The sequence below is a fragment of the Edaphobacter sp. 12200R-103 genome (genome assembly GCF_010093025.1).
Classification (GTDB): domain Bacteria; phylum Acidobacteriota; class Terriglobia; order Terriglobales; family Acidobacteriaceae; genus Edaphobacter.
Map to the genome: position 1 here is coordinate 2,312,342 of NZ_CP048114.1, position 19,506 is coordinate 2,331,847.

A 19,506-nucleotide genomic window follows, 5' to 3' on the forward strand; every position below is an offset into this window, starting at 1 on the left:
CCTGTACAGTACCGGAGGCGCAACGCGCTTATCGTCCTCCTGCGTCCTATCAGTTGAGAGGATCTGAGGTCTTTCAATGTGATAGCCTCCTGATTCACTGGCTGGTACTCTGGTATGAGGCAACACCCGGCGCCATTGGAAGTCTGGGTGGAACGTGGTACGGGGGTTTTTGAGTGGTCAGGGAAAGCGTATTGGCGGGAGTTCTGGCGTTTCTGGCGCTGGGGCAGGCGCAGGCACAGAAGACGACCGAAGAGGCTTCGGCAGCGCAGCAGATACCCGACGCGCCGCGCCCACAGGTCGGTCTGCCGGCTGTCGATAAGGTTGCGCCAGGCATGGGCACCACGCCCACCTCCAACGGAGATCATGCTCCGGCCGATCAGCAGCAGGGCCCGCCTTCCAGTCTGCCCTCAACTGCGGCGCAGCAGCTGCAGCCCGCCGGCCAGGAAACCCCGCCGGAGCTGCCTGCTCCCGGTGAGGGCGCCGATGCCTTTAAACTGGTTGTCCGCACCAACTTCGTCGAAGTACCGTTTACCGTCAAGGACAACAAACAGCGGCTGGTTCCAGGGATTACGTGGCGTGAAGTGCGTATCTACGAGAACAACATTCCCCAGCGCATCAGCCTGTTTACGGTGGACCCTTTCCCTCTCTCGGTCGCCATTGTGATCGATCAGAGCCTGACCCCGGACAACATGGCCAAGGTAAATAACTCTCTGGCTGCGCTACAGGGAGCTTTCGCACCTTATGACGAGGTGGCGGTCTTCACCTACAACAACGGACCGCAGAAGCGCACAGACTTCACCGCCGCCAACAGCGCGCGCCTGGAGTTTGCTCTTAACAACTCCAAAAGCACGGGCCGCGAGGTCTACATGAATCTGGGCGGCCCGCTGGCCCAGACGACGGTGATCAACGGCAGAAACTTCGACCCGAACACCGCGCCGATCCGCAACAGCCAGGCGATGGAACTGAAGGTTCCCAAGGAAGTCCACACCCTCAACGACGCCATCCTCGAAGCTGCGAAGTCTCTTACAACCCGAGGCAGGGGCCGCAAGCGCGTGATCTACGTCATCAGCGATGGCAAGGAATATGGTTCACAGGCCAAGACCAAGCAAGTGATCCAATACCTGCAGACCAACAAGATTGCGGTTTACGGCACGCTTGTCGGCGACTCCTCCCTGCCCATGGTCGGCTTCCTCGACAAGATTCATCTGCCCTATACCATGCGGGATAATGTCCTTCCCGTTTACGTGAACGAGACTGGCGGAAATCTGGATGCGGAGTTCCGGCAGCGGGGCATCGAGCAGAGCTTCCAGAATATCTTTGAAGAGGTCCGGACCCAGTACACCATTGGCTACTACTCGCATCAGCCTTTCATCGATGGCAAGTACAGATCGATCGATGTCCGAGTGCTTCGTCCGAACCTCACCGTGATCGCCAAGAAGGGTTATATCCCGACGGCGAGCGATTCGGGGCCGGTAAATACGATCACACCGAACCGATAGAGACGCGCCAGGCAGAAGACGATGCCGGGAGCAAACGCATGGTTCGCGCTAGCAGCTGCCGTTCTGTGGGGCGGTGGCGACTTCTCCGGAGGCATGGGAGCCAAGCGGGCCGGCAGCACCATGGGCGGCGCTCTGCGCGTCGTCCTGACCAGCCATGCAGCCAGCTTCTGTGTGCTGGTGGCGATCGCTACATGGCGAGGCGATGCCTTCCCTCACGGTGCTCCCCTGTTATGGGGGGTGCTGGCCGGGGTGATGGGAGGACTCTCTCTCGTCGGCTTTTACATCGCTCTTTCGCGGGGAGCGATGGGCGTCTCGGCCGCGATCAGCGGTCTGCTGGCGGCGGCGATTCCAGCGGCGGTCTCGATCACGCGGGAGGGTTCACCCGGCCTGCTGCGAATCGTCGGTTTTATGGTCGCCGGAGTATCAATCTGGATGATTGCCGCAGGCGATAATCCGGAGGCACAGCCAGTCTCGAAGGGAACGACCTGGCTGGCGATTCTCTCCGGCGCAGGCTTCGGGATTTACTTTACTGCCCTCAAGTTTGCCGGAGTTGCCGGAGTGGTATGGCCGATGGCCACGGCGAGGATCGGAAGCCTCTCTACCTGTTCATTGATCCTGCTGGGGACCGTCTTTGCTGGAAGCGGCAAAGCGGGAGGACGCCGTTGGCTGCCCGGCAAGGCTATCCTGTGGGCGCTTTCGACTGCCCTGCTGGACACGTCCGGGAACCTCCTGTTTATCGCCTCCACGCGAGCCGGACGGCTGGATATCGCGGCAGTCCTGGCATCCCTCTATCCAGGTTCAACGATCCTGTTGGCGGCCTGGATGCTCCATGAATGGCCGACACGACGGCAGGCTGTGGGGATGCTGGTGGCCGCTGCCGCAGTGGTGATGATTACCCTTTAGCCCCCAGATTTCTTCAATTCGCATTTCCATTATCGGATCGGACACGATGAGCCGACACCGGTTATGTCTCTCATTCCGCTCTATTTATCTATAGTCACGGCTTGACCGTGCGTTCCCATTCTCCAGCCCCAAAGCGTGAGTGCTACAAAGAGACCGACGACGAGGAGGTTGGGATAGATGAGAATCCCGTGGATGTGGGGCTCGTGGCCAGGGGTCCCCGCCCAGTACGAAGCTGGCTTGAGCAGCAGAGGCACATAGAAGAAGGGAGTCCAGTAGGAGAGCGAAAGAAGGGCCGCTGCTGTGAAGGCCGTACGCGGTTCCGGGGAAGGCCGCCAGAGCAGCCACGTAGCAGTCATCGCTACTCCGGCAAAGAAAAAGAGCAGAATGGCCGAGTGATACCGCGCATGCGGATGCCAGAGCGGATTAAGCAGGTGGTTGGGGCTCCAGTCCAGGACGAAAGACATGATGGACCCGCCGAGAAGGACGAAGGTGAGAAGGATTCTTCCGATAGCAGCTTGACGCATCGCGACCTCGCGCTCACTATTTAGTGAGTGATTGATCACTATATTCTGAAGTACATAGGCTGGCAATAGCTTCGCTCAGGACTACATAAGGGTGAGGGTAGAGATCGTATACGTGTGCGGTGGAAGTCGTCCCGGTCGTGTACTTAGCGGGCGGAAGGAGGTGAGGATGGACGCAGAAGAGGTAAAAGGTTCGGAGAGTGCTAAAAAACGCGGAAGGCCGAGTCGCAGGGCGGAGATCGTAAGAGCGGCAGAGCGGCTGGTGCGAGAACGTGGGGCTTCGGGGGTAACGACGCGGGCAATTGCGGAGAGTGTTCCCTGCTCCGAAGGTGCGATCTATGTGCACTTCGCAGACCGTGTCGATCTGCTGTTGGCGGTTTTGGAGGAGGGCCTCCCGGAGATGCTGGTTCCTCTTCGGGAGCTGAAGGAGAAGGTTGGGCTTGGGACGCCGGAAGAGAACCTGATCATTGCCGTCGAGGGACTGCGGCATTTCCAGGAGAAGGTCGTAGTAATGCTGTGTTCACTGGCAGGAGAACCCGAGTTACGCAACCGTTTTCAGGAGTCGCTGCGGTCGCAGGGACGCGGCCCGCAGCGCGGCGTGGCTACACTGGCCGAGTACATCGACGCGGAGAAGGCGCTTGGGAGGATTGCCGCTGACATTGATGGTGCCGTGGCCGGGCAGATGTTGATGGGATCGGTGTTCTTTCAGGTATTTTGTGCGGCGGTGCTGGGTGAGAGACTGCCGGGGGATGTGCGGGAACTGGTTGGCGGGGTGGTCAGGTAAGCTCCGAGAACCTCGGACCTCTTCGAGTGAGCGGCTTTGTTCTGAATGACAAATGCTCCGATTGGATAGTGAGGAGGGTTTGAGAGCGTCCGCAGCGGCTGAAACCGTGCCCTTAACATTGCGGTTCGCGCAATGCACAAACGGCGCACTCATGCCGCGGGAAGCCTGCGTCATGAATGGGGCACACCCGGTACCAGGACAGAACCGCAGATCCTTCGACTCGCTCTGCTCGCTCAGGATGACACGTTTATCAGGACTGAAGTCGAAGGCGCGGGAGGGATTTTCGTGCTTCCCTGCAGCATGGAACAGGGGGATGGGGACGCCCGTAAGGCTAGAGCTTAATCTTGGAGGGATCCATTGAGGGCTCAGGGTATTTGAGCTTCAGGTCCTTCATGGCCTCGACGAGGATCCGGGAGATGGTGACATTTCTGTACCATTTGTAGTCCGACGGGATGATGAACCAGGGAGCGTGTCTGCGGCTGGTGGCTCCGAGGATATGGTTATAAGCGTCCTCGTACTGAGGCCAGAACTCGCGCTCTCGGAAGTCGCTGGCCGAGAGCTTCCACTGTTTGTCTGGAGTATCGATGCGCGACTGCAGGCGGCGGGTCTGCTCCTCAAAGGAGATGTGGAGGAAGAACTTGAGGATGACAAGGTCGTTGTCGTGGAGCATGGATTCGAACTCGACAATGTCCTCGATATGCTCTTCCAGCTTTTTGCGGGAGACGAGTTTGTGGACGTGGGGAACGAGGATGTCTTCGTAATGGGAGCGGTTGAATATCTTGATCATCCCGCGCCGGGGAACCTGGGCGTGAATGCGCCAGAGGAAGTCGTGCTGGGACTCCTCGGGGGTAGGCTCACGGAAGCTGGCGACGTCGCAGCCTTGGGGATTGATGATGGAGAAGATGTGGCTGATGGTGCCGTCCTTACCGGCGGTATCCATCCCCTGCAGAACGATCAGGAGTGCCTTTTGTTTGCTGGCATAGAGAATCTCCTGCAAGTCGGCAAGCTCCTGCCGATGACGGTCCAGAGCGGCCTTGGCGGCATCCTCGTGCTTAAAAGACCCTGTCTCGTCCGTTGCGAGGCGCGAGAGCCTGATCTTCGCGTGCGGCTTGACGAGATAGGGTGATTTTAGCTTCATCCAATGCGCAGGGAGCCGGCCTTGCAGTTTAGACGGAGAAGATGCGGGTTGTAGCAGCCGGCAGTTTCCAGTTCGTAGACCGGCTTACTTGGCGGTCTCTTCGGGCTTTGGTGCTGCGGTGTTCGTATCGACAGGCTTGTTGACCTCGTCGGTGACGCCCTTCATGCCCTCTTTGAAACCACGAAGACCCTCGCCGAGACCTTTGCCGAGCTCAGGCAGCTTTTTACCGCCAAAGAGTACGAGCACAACGACCGCGAGGACGATCAGATGCGTCGGTGTAAATAGTTCGCCCATGGATATCTCCCCTTGCGCTGCCGCGAACCTATCGATGAAGTTCAGCGGCGGTAGGAACTATTGTCGCACACGAGAAGGTGCATTTGGGGATGGGGGAGGGCCGGGACTCGAATGAAGCCTACTTCGTCGCTTGAGGCTGAAGATGAGGCGCCCGCAGTTGTCGGAGGAATGGCAGAAGAACGCTGCCCTCAAAACGAGGGAAGAAGTCTCCGACCAGCGATAACAGAAATTGGCGCTTTCCGGGGCCACCGGAAAGGCATAGGTGCGCCGGACGTTATATCTTTGAAAGGTAACCGAAACACGCAGGAGCAGATGTTGGAGAAGAAGACCGAGGAGTTCGTGTTGCCCGAAGAGAGCAGGAGAGCGCGGCGGATGGGACGTCGCATATGGATGGGAACCCTGGCCATATTGTTGACCGCGGCGACCGGAGCGGCCACAGCGCAAAACGCACAGGTTCAGAACACACCGCAGGTGGCGCCGAAGCCGAAGCCCAAGGTCGGCTTTATCGCGCCGGTGACCTATGACAATAAGTACGATGTCTATGGCGGTTTCAGCTTTATGAACTTCCAGGCGGGACAGGCGCTGACAGAGCGCATGAACCTGGGCGGCGTCGAACTGCAGGGTACCTACTGGCTTACCCACAAATGGGGAGTTGCGGCAGATTATCGCGGAGAATGGGGAACCACCCCGGTGAATCCGACCCCTTACATCTCTGGCCGTCCTCTGGTCTCGCTGAATATCGGAATGCTGGGAGTGCAGTATCGCGGGCCGAAGAACCAGTACGCCGCGCTGAACTACCATGCCTTCGCCGGCGTAGGCCATGGCGCTTTCAACCACGACACAGGCGTGGTCCCCCCGCAGTATCTTCCGCTGATCGGACTGTACACCGACAGGACGAAACCCATCGGGGCGGTCGGCGCAAGCATCGATATCAACCATTCGAAGAACATGGCCATCCGGCTGTCTCCTGACCTGATCCTGGAGCACTTCGGCACGGAGACGAGGACCTTCTTCAGCATCTCCGGAGGCGTCGTCTACCGCTTCGGTCATCGCTAAGACGCAAAAAGAAAGGCCGCGTCCAAGGGTTCGCCCCCGGACGCGGCCTTTTCTTTTTTGCGACTAGGTAGTTCCGCCATTGCTCTGCAGGAACATGGGCGAGACCGGGTTCTCGTAGACGGAGTAGTCACGGGTAACGACGGTGAGTCCGCTCGAGGAGACGAAATAGTTCTTCTTGTCTTCCTGAGGGTCGTACCCGATGACGGTTCCGTCGGGGATATGAACGTCTCGGTCGATGATGGCGTGGCGGATGCGACAGTGCCTGCCGATGTTAACGTGCGAGAAGATCACCGACGAGTCCACATCGGCGTAGGAGTTGACGCGAACGTCCTGCGAGAGGACGGAGTTGCGCACGACGGCTCCGGAGACAATGGAACCGGCCGAGACGATGGAGTTGATGGCCATGCCAGTACGGCCGGGCTCTCCAAAGACGAACTTGGCGGGGGGATACTGATAAGGCCGGGTGCGCATGGGCCAGGACTTGTCGTACAGGTTAAAGGTCGGCGTAACAGAGGCCACGTCCATGTTGGCCTCGTAATAGGCCTCAAGCGTTCCCACATCGCGCCAGTAAAGCGCCTTCTGCTTATTCTCGTCGACGAAGTTGTAGGCCATCATGCGGTAGTGCCCCAGGAGCTTGGGCAGGATGTTATGGCCGAAGTCGTGCTTGGAGTGAGGATCCTCGGCGTCTCTGACCAGCTCCGGCAGAAGGACGTCGGTGTTGAAGAGATAGATGCCCATGGAAGCATCGACCATTTCGGGATCGAAGGGCGATCGCAGGCTGGTTTCCTTGGGCTTTTCGATAAAGCCGGTGACCTCACCGTTACGTGCCACCTCGACCACGCCGAAGGACGAGACCTCGCTGGGACTGATGGGGAGGGTAGCGATGGTGATCTCGGCCCCGCTGTCGATGTGCTGTTGGAGCATGAGGGCGTAATTCATCTTGTAGATGTGATCGCCGGAGAGGATGAGGACGTACTTCGGCTGCTCGGACCCGATGGAGTAGATATTCTGGTAGACGGCGTCCGCGGTTCCCTGATACCAGGACTTGGAGACGCGCTGCATAGGCGGCAGGATCTCGATAAAGTCGCCCAGCTCATTGGAAGCGAGGGTTCCCCAGCCCTCGCGGATGTGGCGATTGAGGGAGAGCGCCTTGTACTGGGTGAGGATGTACACCCGGCGAAGGTCAGAATTGATGCAGTTGGAGAGGGTGATGTCGATGATGCGGTACTGACCGGCAAACGGTACAGCCGGCTTTGCGCGATCGCGTGTCAGCGGGAAGAGACGTTCCCCGGCACCACCGGCTAACAGAACACCAAGCGTATCTTTCATCTTCTAGCGACCTCTTATCAGCCCCTTTGCGGAGCATGCTTGTGGGATGCACAAAACCGAAAACGCGTCCCCAGGGGAGGAGACGAGAGTCTATCATTGCACGTCGCTTTTAAATGCTTTTATTGAATGACGGCAGTGTAAACAGAAGTGCCTGCGCATGAGAGACGCAGGCACTTCTGTCTGGAAACTCGATGGTCCGGGCCGGAGTTTTGAGCTAGCTGGCGGAAGACGCTTCGCCCGCATCCGCAGCGGCATCTTTCTCATTGACGCTGATGCGAAGCGATCTTAGGAAGGTCACATCGCTGGAGCTGAACGGGCCGCTCTCTTCGCCGGATTCCTCCGTCTCCTCCGGGGTCGTCTCCACCTCGTTGAGGCCGATGGTAGCCTCAAGCATGAGAAGGACATCAAAGCCCTGGTCGCGGATATCCTTGACCACGATGGCGATGTCTTCTGATCCGGAGACCGTCTCGTGGATGGCTTCACCAAGTTTCTGGATAAGCTGTTTGACTCTTTGATTCAATGCCGCCTCCGGATTGCTCGAAATACCTCATGACCTCGCATCGGGTATTCCCGACTGAAGAAGAACTGCGGGAACGGCATTGCGGGTACCACGAACGACTGTTGAGGACAGAATACGCCTACCGGGAAGCGCGCCGCAACGAGTTTGCCCTGTGCAGGAGTGGATGATGGAGATGATTCCTCCAGTGGGGAGAAGCCAGTTTCTGCGCGCGGTTTTTTCATAAAGCCAGGGTCAGGCGACGGTATGATGATCGGCCCAGGCATCCTCGAGACGGTGGGCCAGCTCATCCATGGGAACCGTTCTGCGGGGCCCCCAGACGATAATTCCAATAGCCGCGGCACAGACGCCTGCTGTGAAATAGAGAAATTTCTTCATCATGCCCTCTCACGTAATTTTTCTTCCGGCTAGGATGCAGCGTTGCCCGATCTGCGTTTGATGGCATGGGGAATCTTTGCTGCGGGAAGAGGAACGACTACACTCAACGGTATGGATTCGGTACGCTTTGGCCGGGCGCTCGGGGTAGGAGCGCGAGCGGCAGCAAAAACGCTGGTAGGGGCTGTGGACGCCGCAACCTCACCGAATCCGCGTGCGTCTTCGACGACAACGCAGGCGCGTCCGGCGCAGAGCGCAGGTGCGCAGCGTACGACGACCAGCCGGCCGGCGGCAGCCCAGGCAACCCAGCAGGTAGCCCGGACCGCGCAGCAGGCGCGCCGCGCGACCGAAGGAGTGGCTCGCGGGGGCAAGCGGTTCGGCGAGGCTGTATGGAGCCCCTTTGTGCGGCTCTCCGGCGTACTCTGGCTGGAGTTTACAGGGGTCTTCTTTGGCATCTTTGCGCTGTATGCGCTGAGCGGAGCCTGGAAACTGCGGGAATACATCCATGAGAAACCCGGCAGTCATGATGCACACGTCCACTTCCTGATGGCGGCGATCATGGGCGTGGTCTTTACTTACTTCTGCGTCAGCAGCTTTTTGCGAGCCCGACGCAGAGAACGCACCACAGAACGAAACTAGCGCGACTCGCCCCGGTGCAGAATCATCTCGGCGATATCCTGCACGGTTTCGATGGAGATGCCGTCGCGCTGCTGAATGGCGAGAGGATGATTCGGGTCGGCGGCGGTAAACCGCGGGCGCTCACCAACCGGCTGGGTATGGACGTTCAGCTCAAGGTTGATGGTATCGCCAAAGAGGAACAGATCATTGTTGAGCCAGCCGGCGAAGGAAGGCTCCTGTTCGCGTCCGGGAACGTGCCAGAGCTCGTTGGAGCGAATGAAATTTTTGGGGCTGACCTCAGCCCAGACTCCCCAGACGAAAGGCGCATCGACACCGTGAACCGGAATCAGCATGCGGCCACGGAGGAAGAATTGCTGGTTGTCGATGACGCACTGATCGGCCGTGAGGAGGACGCGCTCTTCGATCTGTTCCTGCGGGACTGTAAGGACGGCCTGAGGGGCCTTGACGCTGTATTTGAGAGGCAAAACGTCGTGCCGCTCTCCGCAGACCGTGCAGACAAACCCACCGAAGACTTCTCCATCCATAGGTTCATTGTTCCATAAAAGAATGTGGGGAAGACGAGTACACTTGGGCGTCATGTCAAAGGACACGAAACGACCGCCGCAGAGAAAAGTCGAGACAAGCTCCGGCATTCCCGTGGACGTTGTCTACGAACCGGAGCGGCTGGAAGGTTTCGACCCAGCCGGAGAGTTGGGAAGCCCCGGAGCGTTTCCCTTCACGCGCGGAATTCAGCCGACGATGTATCGCGGCCGGCTGTGGACGATGCGCCAGTATGCTGGGATGGGAGATGCTGAGGAATCGAACCGCAGGTACAAGTTTCTTCTATCGCAGGGGACGAAAGGCCTGAGCGTCGCGTTCGATCTTCCGACGCAGATCGGGTACGACTCGGATTCGCCGATGGCGCTGGGTGAGGTGGGCAAGGTCGGGGTCGCGATCGATTCGATCGAGGATATGGAACGGCTGTTCGACGGGATTCGGCTGGACGAGATCTCGACCTCAATGACGATCAATGCGACGGCCTCCATTCTGCTTGCGCTTTACGTCACTGTCGCCAGCCGGCAGGGTGCGGATACAAAGAAGCTCAGCGGTACAGTCCAGAACGACATCCTGAAGGAGTACATCGCACGGGGAACCTATATCTATCCGGTGAGACATGCGATGCGTCTGGTAACGGACATCTTCGGCTGGTCGGCCCGGGAGATTCCGGAGTGGAACACGATCTCGATCTCGGGCTACCACATGCGCGAGGCAGGATGTACGGCGGTGCAGGAGGTGGCCTTTACTCTGGCCAATGGAATGACCTACGTTCAGGCGGCGATCGACGCGGGCCTCGCGGTCGATATCTTCGCTCCACGCCTGAGCTTCTTCTTCAACGCACATAGCAACCTGCTGGAGGAGGTGGCAAAGTTTCGTGCTGCTCGCCGAATGTGGGCGCGGCTGATGCGAGAACACTTCGGCGCAACGAACCCAAAGAGCTGGATGCTGCGCTTTCACACACAGACGGCGGGATCCACTCTGACGGCACAGCAGCCGGAGAACAATATCGTGCGGACGACAGTTCAGGCGCTGGCAGCGGTGCTGGGTGGGACGCAGTCTCTGCACACGAACGGGTTTGATGAGGCACTGGCGCTGCCGACAGAACAGGCGGCGAGGACCGCGCTCCGCACCCAGCAGGTACTGGCGCACGAGAGTGGGGTGGCTGACACGGTGGATCCGCTCGCGGGTTCGTACTATGTGGAGACCCTGACCAACGAGATCGAGGCCCGGGCCGAGCAGTACATGACAGCGATCGAGCGATTCGACCTGGGCGGCCACTATGGGATGCTGCACGCGATTGAGCAGGGATATGTGCAGCGAGAGATTCAGAATGCGGCGTATGCCTACCAGCGCGCTGTCGATGAGAAGAATGCCGTCGTTGTGGGAGTGAATGACTTTGTGACCGAGGAGATACAGGCGGTCCCGATCCAGAGGATCGATGAAGCCCAGGAACGCAGGCAGGTGGAGCGGCTGAAAGAGCTGCGGGGACGGCGTGATGTGGGAGTACACGCCACAGCCCTGCGAAGTATAGAAGATGCTGCACGCAGCGGCGAGAATCTGATGCCGCGGATTATGGCTGCGGTAGAGGCCTACGCCACGGTTGGGGAGATCGCGGATGTGCTGCGTGGGGTGTTTGGGGAGTACCGGGAGACGGTAGTGGTGTAGCGAACGGTCTATGGGGTCGGCGAAGGCCGGGCCTCTGGAGAGTTCGGAGCATTTGGATCGAGTGTGAAGTCGAAGACAACCGTTGAAAAGGTATTAGCGACCCTTGGAATAGGCTGAAGCGCATATTCGCCGGGAGCAAGAGCTTCTTTGGGCGTGATTCTGAACCATCCGTCGGAAAGTTTTCCGACAGTGACATCGATCTGGGAGTCGCTCCGCTTTGCGTTTCCAGTGAGTTGAGTAAATTTAACCTGCGAAAGAACGCGGTGATCTTTATCAACCTTTGCCCGAACCAGGGCCCAGGGACCGAGTATATTCTCCGAAGAGTCCGCAGATGGATCCTCTTCCATGAGATGAATGTAGAAGACGGGGTTGTCAGAGTGAAGCGCCACGCGCGCGTGGGCGCCCTCGATCTCAGTCGTCATCTTGGGTTTGTAGAGGAAACTCCCGGCGAGAGAACCTGCAACATTGGCTCCCTTGTGGTTGTTCACGCCGACGTTCGTGTGATGAATAGGAACCAGCTCCTGCTTGCCCTCGAAGACATCCACCGCCCAGGGATAACTGCCATTGGTGATTTGTACGCCGGGGATAGGCTCAGGGATGTGCTGCGCGTATGCTGAACCGGCAAAAGGTATGAAAAAGACAGAGAAAAGGACAGACAAGGGAGCAGATTGCAAAAGAGGCCTCAGTTAAGTCGGATTTGCTGCAAAGATGCCACAGGAAATCGTTATTGGCAACTCCCCATTCGTTGACCGTGAAGTTTCGGGGAAACTACGATGGAGCGAGAGGGTAAAACTTTGCCAGAACTTCAAACTCCCCTACGAAAAACTGCACTGAACGCTGTCCATCGCGCCGCGAAGGCCAAAATGGTGGATTTTGGCGGCTGGGACATGCCGGTAGACTGCTGCGGGCTGACGGCCGAGCATATGGCGGTGCGGACCGGCGTGGGCGTCTTCGACGTCTCGCACATGGGCGATATTCAGTTTCGCGGGCCGGGATCGCTGGCGGCGATCCAGAAGCTGTGCATGAACGATGCCTCGAAGCTGCAGGTGGGCCAGGCGCAGTACTCCGCGATGCTGTACCCGAACGGGACGTTTGTCGATGACGTGGTGGTACACAAGCTGTCGGAGAACGATTATCTGATCGTCATCAACGCGGGAACGCGCGAGAAGGATGTGCAGTGGATCCGGCAGGTGATCGGCGGGATGCCGGGCGTGCACATGAACGACTTCAGCGACTACTACACGCAGCTTGCGATCCAGGGCCCGAAGGCGCAGGAGACCCTGCAGAAGCTGACGCCAGTGGACCTGAGCAAGATCAAGAACTACTGGTTTAGCTGGGGACAGGTCTGCGGCCTGCACAACGTGATGATCGCTCGCACGGGATATACGGGCGAAGACGGGTTCGAGATCTACATCCCGTCCGACGAGCCGACGAGTGCGCGGGTGTGGAATGAGGTGCTCGAAGCCGGCAAGGAGTTCGGGATTCTGCCGTGCGGCCTGGGCTCGCGTAACACGCTACGGCTGGAAGCTGCGATGGCCCTGTATGGCCACGAGATTTCTGACGAGATCAATGTCTTTGAGGCTGGGCTGGAGCGGTACGCCAAGTTCGACAAGGGCGACTTCGTAGGGCACGACGCCCTGGTGAAGATTCAGGAAGAGGGCGGACCGAAGCGGAAGCTGGTTGGCCTGGAGATGGTTGAGCGCGGCATTGGCCGGGATGGATATCCGGTATTTTCGCTGGACGGCAAGCGGATTGGCGAGATTACCAGCGGCTCGCCGGCGCCATTCCTGAAGAAGAACATCGCGCTGGCCTTTGTTCCGGTGGAGTTTACGGCGATTGATACCGAGGTCGCCGTGGAGATTCGCGGGCAGCTGGTGAAGGCGAAGGTGGTGCCGACACCGTTCTATAAGCGGCCAAAGAAACAGAGTTGAGTTTGGAGGCTGTGCAGGCAAACCGCAGATCCTTCGACTTCGCTGCGCTTCGCTCAGGGTGACACTCTTTCCCCGAACCAGCGTCAGCCGCGACACAAGCACTGGCACCGCACAAGCACTGGCACCATACCCAAGTGACACCATAGGAGAGACGATGCAGTTTCTGGTTTTGACGGAGCGTTTTACAGACAAGTTCCCTGCCGAGGCGTGGAAGCCGGAGCTGATTGAGGCAGAGGGCCAGCGGGTGAGGGAGCTGTATGCCGCAGGCGTTCTGCGCAGCGCGTGGCGGCGCAAGGACAAGCCTGGCGCGGCACTGGTTCTGGAGGTGGCGAGCGAGGCTGAGGTCCTGGAGGCGATTGAAAGCCTCCCGCTACGGAAGCTCGGCATGATTGGATTTCCGCTGGTGACGCAGTTGGAGCCTTATCCGGGATTTGGCCCGCGCTGACCGGCGTTTCCCCACTGTTTTCCACGCTGCACACACTACAATAGAAGCGGAGACCCCCAAAACATCTATGTCCTATCCTGCGGATTACAAGTACACCAAGGAACATGAGTGGATCAGCGCCGATGGCGCGAAGGGCACGGTCGGCATCACTGACTATGCGCAGAGCTCGCTGGGCGATATTGTCTTTGTTGACCTACCCCAGGTGGGCGCGGAGCTGAAGGCCGGAGAGATCTTCGGATCGGTGGAGTCAGTCAAGGCCGTCTCGGACCTTTACTCCCCCGTGACCGGTACGGTGACCGAGGTGAACGAGTCGCTGAAGGATGCTCCCGAGAAGATCAACCAGGACGCGAATGCCACGTGGATGCTGAAGGTGGAGCTTGGCGATTCCTCGGAGCTGGAAAGCCTGCTGTCGGCAGCCGATTACGAAAAGTTTGTCAGCGAAGAGACCGGACACTAAGGCATGCGCTATCTTCCGAAGTCCCCGGCGGACCGCAAGGAGATGCTCGCCGAGATTGGCGTCGGCTCCATCGACGATCTCTTTGCGACGATTCCGGCGGAGTACCAGCTGAAGCGTGATCTCGCGATTCCCCGCCAGCATGGCGAGTCGGAGATCATCGACAGGTTCCGCGAGTTTGCCAGCCAGAACGCAAGCGCCTATGCGAGCTTTCTGGGTGCGGGTGTGTACCGGCACTATCGGCCGGTGCTGATCGATACGGTTGTGTCGCGCGGTGAGTTTCTGACCAGCTACACGCCTTATCAGCCGGAGATCTCGCAGGGCACCCTGCAGGCAATGTTCGAGTTCCAGACGATGATCTGCGAGCTGACGGGCATGGAGATCGCGAACGCGTCGATGTATGACGGCTCGACCGGCGCCGCCGAGGCCATCATGATGGCGGTGCGCGTCACCGGGCGCGATGAGGCGGTGATTGCGCGTACAGTGCACCCGGAGTATCGCGAAGTTGTGGCGACGTATGCGCAGCACCAGGAGATCCCGCTGGCTGAAGTTGGCTATGCAGAGAATGGCCGTGTGGATCTGGCGGCGCTGGACGCTGCGATCAACGACAACACGGCTTGCGTGCTCATCCAGTCGCCGAACTTCTTCGGATCCATCGAAGATGTTGCGACGATTGCGGACATTACGCATAAGAAGGGCGCGATGCTGATCGTCTCGATTGCGGAGGCTGTATCGCTGGGAATTGTGAAGCCACCGGCTGAGGCGGACATTGTCTCGCTGGAGGCCCAGAGCTTTGGTGTGGCGCCGAGTTATGGCGGGCCGTTCTGCGGCGTGATTGCGTGCAAGGAAAAGTTTCTGCGGCAGATGCCGGGACGTATCGTCGGTGAGACGAAGGATATGGATGGCAAGCGCGGATTCGTCCTGACACTCTCGACGCGCGAGCAACATATCCGCCGCGAGAAGGCGACTTCGAACATCTGCACCAATCAGGCACTGGTCGCGATGATGACGACGGTGTTCCTGACGGTGTACGGCAAGGAAGGCCTGAAAGATCTCGCCGTGCAGAACCTTGCAAAGGCGAAGTATGCGGCTGACACTCTAGGCAACGCAGGCAAGGTACTGTTTGCGGGTGCACCGCGCTTCCACGAGTTTGTGCTGGATGCTGGTAAGGATGCGGAAGAGGTCAACGCTTCCCTGCTTGAGAAGAAGATTATTGGCGGACTGCCGTTGGCAAAGTGGTATCCGGAACTTGGGCCGAACGCAAGTTTGTGGTGCGCTACCGAGTTGACGACGAAGGCGCAGATTGACGCTGCGGCTGAGGCGCTGAAGTAACGTGGATATCTCCGCAATCACCGGTGAAGAACTGAATGCAGTGGAGTTTGTGCAGGATTATCTGCAGCTTCGCTTTGACGAGCCTCTCCTGACCTTCTACGCATGGCCGCATCTTCTGTTCAGCGAGTATTCGCTGGCGTATGGCGAGCCGGAGTATCGCAATGCTCTTTGCGCGTTGATAGGAGAGAAGGTGGAAGACGCGACATTGGAGGAAGGCGATTCGCTGACGTTGAAGTTTGAGAACGACACGGTGATTGCGCTTTCGCTGCGGGAAGAGGACCTGGACGGGCCGCAGGCGGGAGCGTTTTCGCCAACGGGTTTGGTTGCGGATCTGGAAGAGTTTTAGGCATTGGGTTGGAGTTGTGGCGACACGAGCTGAATGCAGGGATTCTTCTCTCCGCTCAGGATGACGGCCATAGGTAGGACGGTTTGCTGCTGTGAGGGATTAATGAGTGATTCGAAATTTGTCGGAACGCCGAAGAAGGTGACGACGCACGTCAACCAGAACGAAGACCTGATGTTTGAAAAGTCTTCGCCGGGCAAGAAGGCCTATCGGCTGGCTGAACTGGACGTTCCTGCTGTCGATGCCGCTGCTCTGCTGGGCGATGCGGTGCGCAAGGATCTTGGCGTGATGCCGGAGCTGAGCGAGATCGAGATTGTTAGGCACTTCACGCGGCTTTCGACATGGAACTACGCGATCGATCTCGGCATGTATCCGCTGGGCAGTTGCACGATGAAGTACAACCCCCGGGTAAACGAGCTGGTGTCGCGGCTGGAGGGGATCGCCGAGGCGCATCCTTATCAGCCGGAGTCGCTGTCGCAGGGTGTGCTCGGCATCATGAAGCTGCTGAGCGATTGCCTGATCGAGATCACCGGGATGGACACGATCACCCTGCAGCCTGCGGCTGGAGCGCATGGCGAGTTCACCGGCATCCTGCTGGCTCGTGCGTACCACGAGGCGAAAGGAAATCCGCGCAAGAAGGTGCTCATTCCTGACTCGGCGCACGGCACGAATCCGGCGACCGCTGCGGTGTGCGGCTACCAGGTGGCGAACCTGAAGTCGAACGCTCAAGGGATGGTCGACCTCGCTGAGCTGGAGCGCCTGGTAGACGAAGACACCGCAGCGCTGATGCTGACGAATCCCTCGACCATCGGCGTCTTCGAGAGTGAGATCCACAAGATCGCCGACATCCTGCATGCCAAGGGCGCGCTGCTCTACATGGACGGTGCGAATATGAACGCGCTGGTCGGCAAGACGCGGCCCGGGGACTTCGGTGTGGACGTGATGCACCTGAACCTGCACAAGACCTTCTCGACTCCGCATGGAGGCGGTGGCCCAGGATCCGGTCCGGTTGCCTGCAAGAAGATCCTGGAGCCGTTCCTGCCAACGCCGGTCGTCGCAACCAAGCCCGACGGGACGCTGGCACTCGACTACGATCGGCCGCAGAGCATCGGGCGCGTTAGGGCGTTCTATGGCAACTTTGGAATGTTCGTGCGGGCACTGGCGTACATCCTGGCCAATGGGCCGGATGGCCTGCGGCAGACCACCGAGGATGCCGTGCTGAACGCAAACTATATTCGCGCGAAGCTGGGCGATACCTTCGAACTTCCCTATAAGGCTCCCTCCCTGCACGAGGTCGTCTTCTCCGACAGGCGACAGGCGCGCAACGGCGTGAAGACCGGCGATATGGGCAAGCGCTTGATCGACTACGGCTTCCACGCCTACACGGTCTCCTTCCCACTGGTTGTTCCCGGCGCCATGATGATTGAGCCGACGGAGAGTGAAAGCCGCGAAGAGCTGGATCTGCTGATCGATGCGCTGAAGCAGATTGCGCGTGAAGCCGAAGAGAATCCTGAGATCGTGACGACCTCGCCTCATACGACACGGCTTCGGCGACTGGATGAGACCACGGCAGCTCGCAAGCCAGTACTGAGGTGGAAGCCAAACCCTAATGGGCCGGCAGATTCATCGGCGCTGATGCCGGACTCTGCCGCGAAGGAGTGGTAGTGTCGGATTTCCGCTATTTAGGCGATGACCGCCGAGCAGAGCTTGAGAAGTACGAGTTCATGATGGGCGAGGCACGCGGTCGTCTGGCCGCTACAATGGATTGCCTGACGGATGCGCTGATCCTGATAGGCCAGCATGGCGTCTACTGTACGAGCAACCGAAACCCGAAGGTTCCGGCGCTCGATCTGCAGGCTGTAATGGTGAATCTGAATGGAGCAAAGGAGCTGGTCTCGGCAGTGATGGAAAAATTACGAAAAGAAAGAGCAGCAGCCGATATTTAAGCTCGATAGAATCGCAAGCGACTGCGATGAGTTCTGCCTCCATTTCCGCTGAACAAGAAACAACCAGCCGTCCTTATTTGGCCCTCGGCCTTATGTTCCTTTTGCTTGGCGTTGGATACTCCATCCCGCTGAGGTTAGTACCTTTGCCGCCAAGACATATTTGGGAAGGGTCTCTCGCTACTGAGACATTGAATCTCTACGCTCTCACCGTGTTCGCGGGGTGGTCGCACTTCACCTATGCCTGGCGTGGGCAGTGGCTGGCCAGTCGGCGTTATTCCAGCGTCTCTCGAATTGGTTACTGGGCAATAGTCTGCATCCTGCTTTTTCTCCTGATCGGCTTACGAGCCTGGCTAGGACTGGCCATCTTCAGCCTGCTGGCGTGGGTGTATAACATCGCTCATTTTGTTAAAGCAGAGGTATTTTTCTCCGGGATCAGGGAGACGCGCACGGCTTACTACTCACCAGTAGCTGCATTCGCCTGGTTTACTTTGTGTCTGTTTCAGGTAGGACCGCTCGGCAATGCTTTGATCGTATTCGCAGGCTCCGGCGCAATCGCGATCGGCATACTCGTGTTCGGCGGTTGGCGACTGCTTGCAGCAGGAGAGGTTCTGCTACCTCTGCTTACTCTGTTTCTTTTGGGCGAAACTATGGTTTGGTCCAGCTATGGAAGATACATGAGCGAGTCTTTCCGGGTGGCATCTACATCTTCCACATTGCCGCAGCGAGTTTCTATCACTATCTGACCGCGTATTTTTACGCCGAGTCCCGGGGGAAAGGCGCCGATAAAGCTCTGAGGAGTTCACCCATTCTGATGGTTAATCTCGCTATGATTCTCATCGGAACTGCAACTGCATGGCTGCCTGCGATGCACTGGCTGCAGCCGCTATTCGGCGTGGAATGGTTCACCTTGTGGGTCGCACTCCACCTTGCCGCTAGCGATCTGCAGCCTATTTGGAAGAGATCCTTGTCTACTCCGCCGTCACCGTGACGTACTCGTCCGTGTTCTCCCACTTAACATGCAGCTCGGTCGAGTTGCTCTGCGTCTTCTCAAAGGAGATCGACATCCTCTCCTGGGGCGACGAAAGCCTTTCAGATTTCATGGGAATGCGGGCAAGATCCTGCGACTGGTCGTATTTGGTTCCCCACTGGCCGGTCTGCTTGTTGATGATCAGCATCCACTGGCCCGCGCTTGGAAGCGTGTAAAGGGTGTAGTTTCCGGCGGGTACAGTCGTACTTCCGACCTTGATGCTCCCATTGGTCACGAAGCTGGTGGCATCATTGGCTCCTGTGCGCCACACCTGACCGTAAGGGACCAACTCACCCATGATCTTGCGGCCACGCATGGAAGGAGCGCCGTACTTCACCGTAACCGTCTTGCCGTTCAGGGAGGCGGTGGCGGTCTCCGGGGGGCTGGGCATCTGGGCCACGCTGGCAGTGGCCAGCAGGGCTGTACAGGCGAATGCGGCAAGGCTGCGACGAAGCATGATCTGTCTCTCTTTCCTTGTTGAGCTGAGGTGATCCTGTTGCGACATCCTTCGATGCTGGACTGAAGCAACAAGCGCTGTCAATCAGCGGCGGACATGCTACGCTTAAAGTACGCGCCCGTAGCTCAGCTGGATAGAGCGGCAGCCTCCGAAGCTGTAGGTCAGAAGTTCGAATCTTCTCGGGCGCACCATTTTCCCTTCGACACGTTTCGCTTTGAACTGCGTTTCTTTTGGCCTCGCAAGCTCGGAGCGCAAACGTGAGATCTCACTAACTGGAGTTCTACGGACAAACGAAAAAGAGAGGCTTCTTTTCG

The 19,506-nt window shown here is 58.5% G+C and carries 23 protein-coding genes and 1 tRNA gene; 15 read left to right on the forward strand and 9 right to left on the reverse strand.

The genetic code is table 11. From position 1 onward, the window contains the following. Positions 1-191: 191 nt before the first annotated feature. Both GWR55_RS09595 and GWR55_RS09600 read left to right on the forward strand, forming a co-directional pair. Positions 192-1,499: a VWA domain-containing protein gene (locus GWR55_RS09595; RefSeq protein WP_238398309.1), complete on the forward strand. Its 1,308-nt coding sequence runs from the start codon at positions 192-194 to the stop codon at positions 1,497-1,499. A 21-nt stretch (positions 1,500-1,520) separates the two neighbouring features. Further along, positions 1,521-2,402, forward strand: a complete 882-nt coding sequence (locus tag GWR55_RS09600; protein ID WP_162402075.1) for a DMT family transporter — start codon at positions 1,521-1,523, stop codon at positions 2,400-2,402. An 80-nt stretch (positions 2,403-2,482) separates the two neighbouring features. Here the strand turns inward: GWR55_RS09600 and GWR55_RS09605 are convergent, their stop codons facing one another. Then, the gene (locus GWR55_RS09605) at positions 2,483-2,926 is read right to left on the reverse strand and encodes a DUF6640 family protein (protein WP_162402076.1); all 444 of its coding nucleotides are present in this window, start codon (positions 2,924-2,926) and stop codon (positions 2,483-2,485) included. A gap of 166 nt (positions 2,927-3,092) precedes the next feature. Here GWR55_RS09605 and GWR55_RS09610 point away from each other — a divergent pair, with 166 nt between their 5' ends. Next, positions 3,093-3,707 carry a TetR/AcrR family transcriptional regulator gene (locus GWR55_RS09610; RefSeq protein ID WP_162402077.1) on the forward strand — a complete coding sequence of 205 codons (615 nt, stop codon included), beginning with the start codon at positions 3,093-3,095 and terminating at the stop codon, positions 3,705-3,707. A gap of 331 nt (positions 3,708-4,038) precedes the next feature. Here GWR55_RS09610 and GWR55_RS09615 read toward each other — a convergent pair whose 3' ends face one another. Next, positions 4,039-4,845 (reverse strand): PPK2 family polyphosphate kinase, encoded by an 807-nt coding sequence (locus tag GWR55_RS09615; protein WP_162402078.1) that lies wholly within the window; start codon positions 4,843-4,845, stop codon positions 4,039-4,041. 84 nt (positions 4,846-4,929) lie between these two features. Further along, on the reverse strand, positions 4,930-5,139 hold the full coding sequence (gene tatA / locus GWR55_RS09620; RefSeq protein ID WP_162402079.1) for a twin-arginine translocase TatA/TatE family subunit: 210 nt from the start codon (positions 5,137-5,139) through the stop codon (positions 4,930-4,932). Between the two features lie 312 nt (positions 5,140-5,451). On the opposite strand from tatA, the gene GWR55_RS09625 reads away from it, so the two are divergent. Further along, the gene (locus GWR55_RS09625; RefSeq protein WP_238398310.1) at positions 5,452-6,195 is read left to right on the forward strand and encodes a hypothetical protein; all 744 of its coding nucleotides are present in this window, start codon (positions 5,452-5,454) and stop codon (positions 6,193-6,195) included. 63 nt (positions 6,196-6,258) lie between these two features. On the opposite strand, the gene glgC is transcribed toward GWR55_RS09625, so the two are convergent. From glgC to GWR55_RS09640, 3 genes are all read right to left on the reverse strand, one after another. Beyond that, complete coding sequence (gene glgC / locus GWR55_RS09630) at positions 6,259-7,524, reverse strand: glucose-1-phosphate adenylyltransferase (protein WP_162402080.1); 1,266 nt, start codon at positions 7,522-7,524, stop codon at positions 6,259-6,261. Positions 7,525-7,738: 214 nt separating this feature from the next. After that, positions 7,739-8,044, reverse strand: coding sequence for a hypothetical protein (locus GWR55_RS09635; RefSeq protein ID WP_162402081.1), 306 nt, complete (start codon positions 8,042-8,044; stop codon positions 7,739-7,741). A gap of 231 nt (positions 8,045-8,275) precedes the next feature. Then, entirely contained in the window at positions 8,276-8,422 is a 147-nt protein-coding gene (locus tag GWR55_RS09640; protein WP_162400417.1) for a hypothetical protein, read from the reverse strand. Between the two features lie 39 nt (positions 8,423-8,461). Between GWR55_RS09640 and GWR55_RS09645 the strand changes: the two genes are divergently transcribed. Then, positions 8,462-9,055 (forward strand): hypothetical protein, encoded by a 594-nt coding sequence (locus tag GWR55_RS09645; protein ID WP_162402082.1) that lies wholly within the window; start codon positions 8,462-8,464, stop codon positions 9,053-9,055. On the opposite strand, the gene GWR55_RS09650 is transcribed toward GWR55_RS09645, so the two are convergent. Then, positions 9,052-9,579, reverse strand: a complete 528-nt coding sequence (locus tag GWR55_RS09650; protein WP_162402083.1) for a DUF2199 domain-containing protein — start codon at positions 9,577-9,579, stop codon at positions 9,052-9,054. The two genes, GWR55_RS09645 and GWR55_RS09650, sit on opposite strands and share 4 nt — an antisense overlap. 52 nt (positions 9,580-9,631) lie before the next feature. On the opposite strand from GWR55_RS09650, the gene GWR55_RS09655 reads away from it, so the two are divergent. Beyond that, positions 9,632-11,257, forward strand: coding sequence for a methylmalonyl-CoA mutase (locus tag GWR55_RS09655; RefSeq protein WP_162402084.1), 1,626 nt, complete (start codon positions 9,632-9,634; stop codon positions 11,255-11,257). 8 nt (positions 11,258-11,265) lie between these two features. Here GWR55_RS09655 and GWR55_RS09660 read toward each other — a convergent pair whose 3' ends face one another. Then, positions 11,266-11,916, reverse strand: a complete 651-nt coding sequence (locus tag GWR55_RS09660; RefSeq protein ID WP_162402085.1) for a hypothetical protein — start codon at positions 11,914-11,916, stop codon at positions 11,266-11,268. Between the two features lie 114 nt (positions 11,917-12,030). Between GWR55_RS09660 and gcvT the strand changes: the two genes are divergently transcribed. From gcvT to GWR55_RS09700, 8 genes are all read left to right on the forward strand, one after another. Next, complete coding sequence (gene gcvT / locus GWR55_RS09665) at positions 12,031-13,188, forward strand: glycine cleavage system aminomethyltransferase GcvT (RefSeq protein ID WP_162402086.1); 1,158 nt, start codon at positions 12,031-12,033, stop codon at positions 13,186-13,188. Positions 13,189-13,342: 154 nt separating this feature from the next. Next, the gene (locus GWR55_RS09670) at positions 13,343-13,633 is read left to right on the forward strand and encodes a muconolactone Delta-isomerase family protein (RefSeq protein ID WP_162402087.1); all 291 of its coding nucleotides are present in this window, start codon (positions 13,343-13,345) and stop codon (positions 13,631-13,633) included. A 67-nt stretch (positions 13,634-13,700) separates the two neighbouring features. Then, on the forward strand, positions 13,701-14,090 hold the full coding sequence (gcvH, locus tag GWR55_RS09675; protein WP_162402088.1) for a glycine cleavage system protein GcvH: 390 nt from the start codon (positions 13,701-13,703) through the stop codon (positions 14,088-14,090). 3 nt (positions 14,091-14,093) lie between these two features. Continuing rightward, positions 14,094-15,419 (forward strand): aminomethyl-transferring glycine dehydrogenase subunit GcvPA, encoded by a 1,326-nt coding sequence (gene gcvPA / locus GWR55_RS09680; RefSeq protein ID WP_162402089.1) that lies wholly within the window; start codon positions 14,094-14,096, stop codon positions 15,417-15,419. A gap of 1 nt (position 15,420) precedes the next feature. Beyond that, the gene (locus tag GWR55_RS09685; protein WP_162402090.1) at positions 15,421-15,765 is read left to right on the forward strand and encodes a hypothetical protein; all 345 of its coding nucleotides are present in this window, start codon (positions 15,421-15,423) and stop codon (positions 15,763-15,765) included. 102 nt (positions 15,766-15,867) lie between these two features. Beyond that, entirely contained in the window at positions 15,868-17,427 is a 1,560-nt protein-coding gene (gene gcvPB, locus GWR55_RS09690) for an aminomethyl-transferring glycine dehydrogenase subunit GcvPB (RefSeq protein ID WP_162402091.1), read from the forward strand. Beyond that, positions 17,427-17,708, forward strand: a complete 282-nt coding sequence (locus GWR55_RS09695; RefSeq protein WP_238398311.1) for a hypothetical protein — start codon at positions 17,427-17,429, stop codon at positions 17,706-17,708. Before gcvPB ends, GWR55_RS09695 begins: the two co-directional genes overlap by 1 nt. Before the next feature lie 26 nt (positions 17,709-17,734). Continuing rightward, positions 17,735-18,451, forward strand: coding sequence for a hypothetical protein (locus GWR55_RS09700; protein ID WP_162402092.1), 717 nt, complete (start codon positions 17,735-17,737; stop codon positions 18,449-18,451). 225 nt (positions 18,452-18,676) lie between these two features. Here the strand turns inward: GWR55_RS09700 and GWR55_RS09705 are convergent, their stop codons facing one another. Then, entirely contained in the window at positions 18,677-19,192 is a 516-nt protein-coding gene (locus tag GWR55_RS09705) for a DUF2911 domain-containing protein (RefSeq protein ID WP_162402093.1), read from the reverse strand. Positions 19,193-19,306: 114 nt separating this feature from the next. On the opposite strand from GWR55_RS09705, the gene GWR55_RS09710 reads away from it, so the two are divergent. Further along, a tRNA-Arg gene (locus tag GWR55_RS09710) sits at positions 19,307-19,383 on the forward strand. Positions 19,384-19,506: the final 123 nt, after the last annotated feature.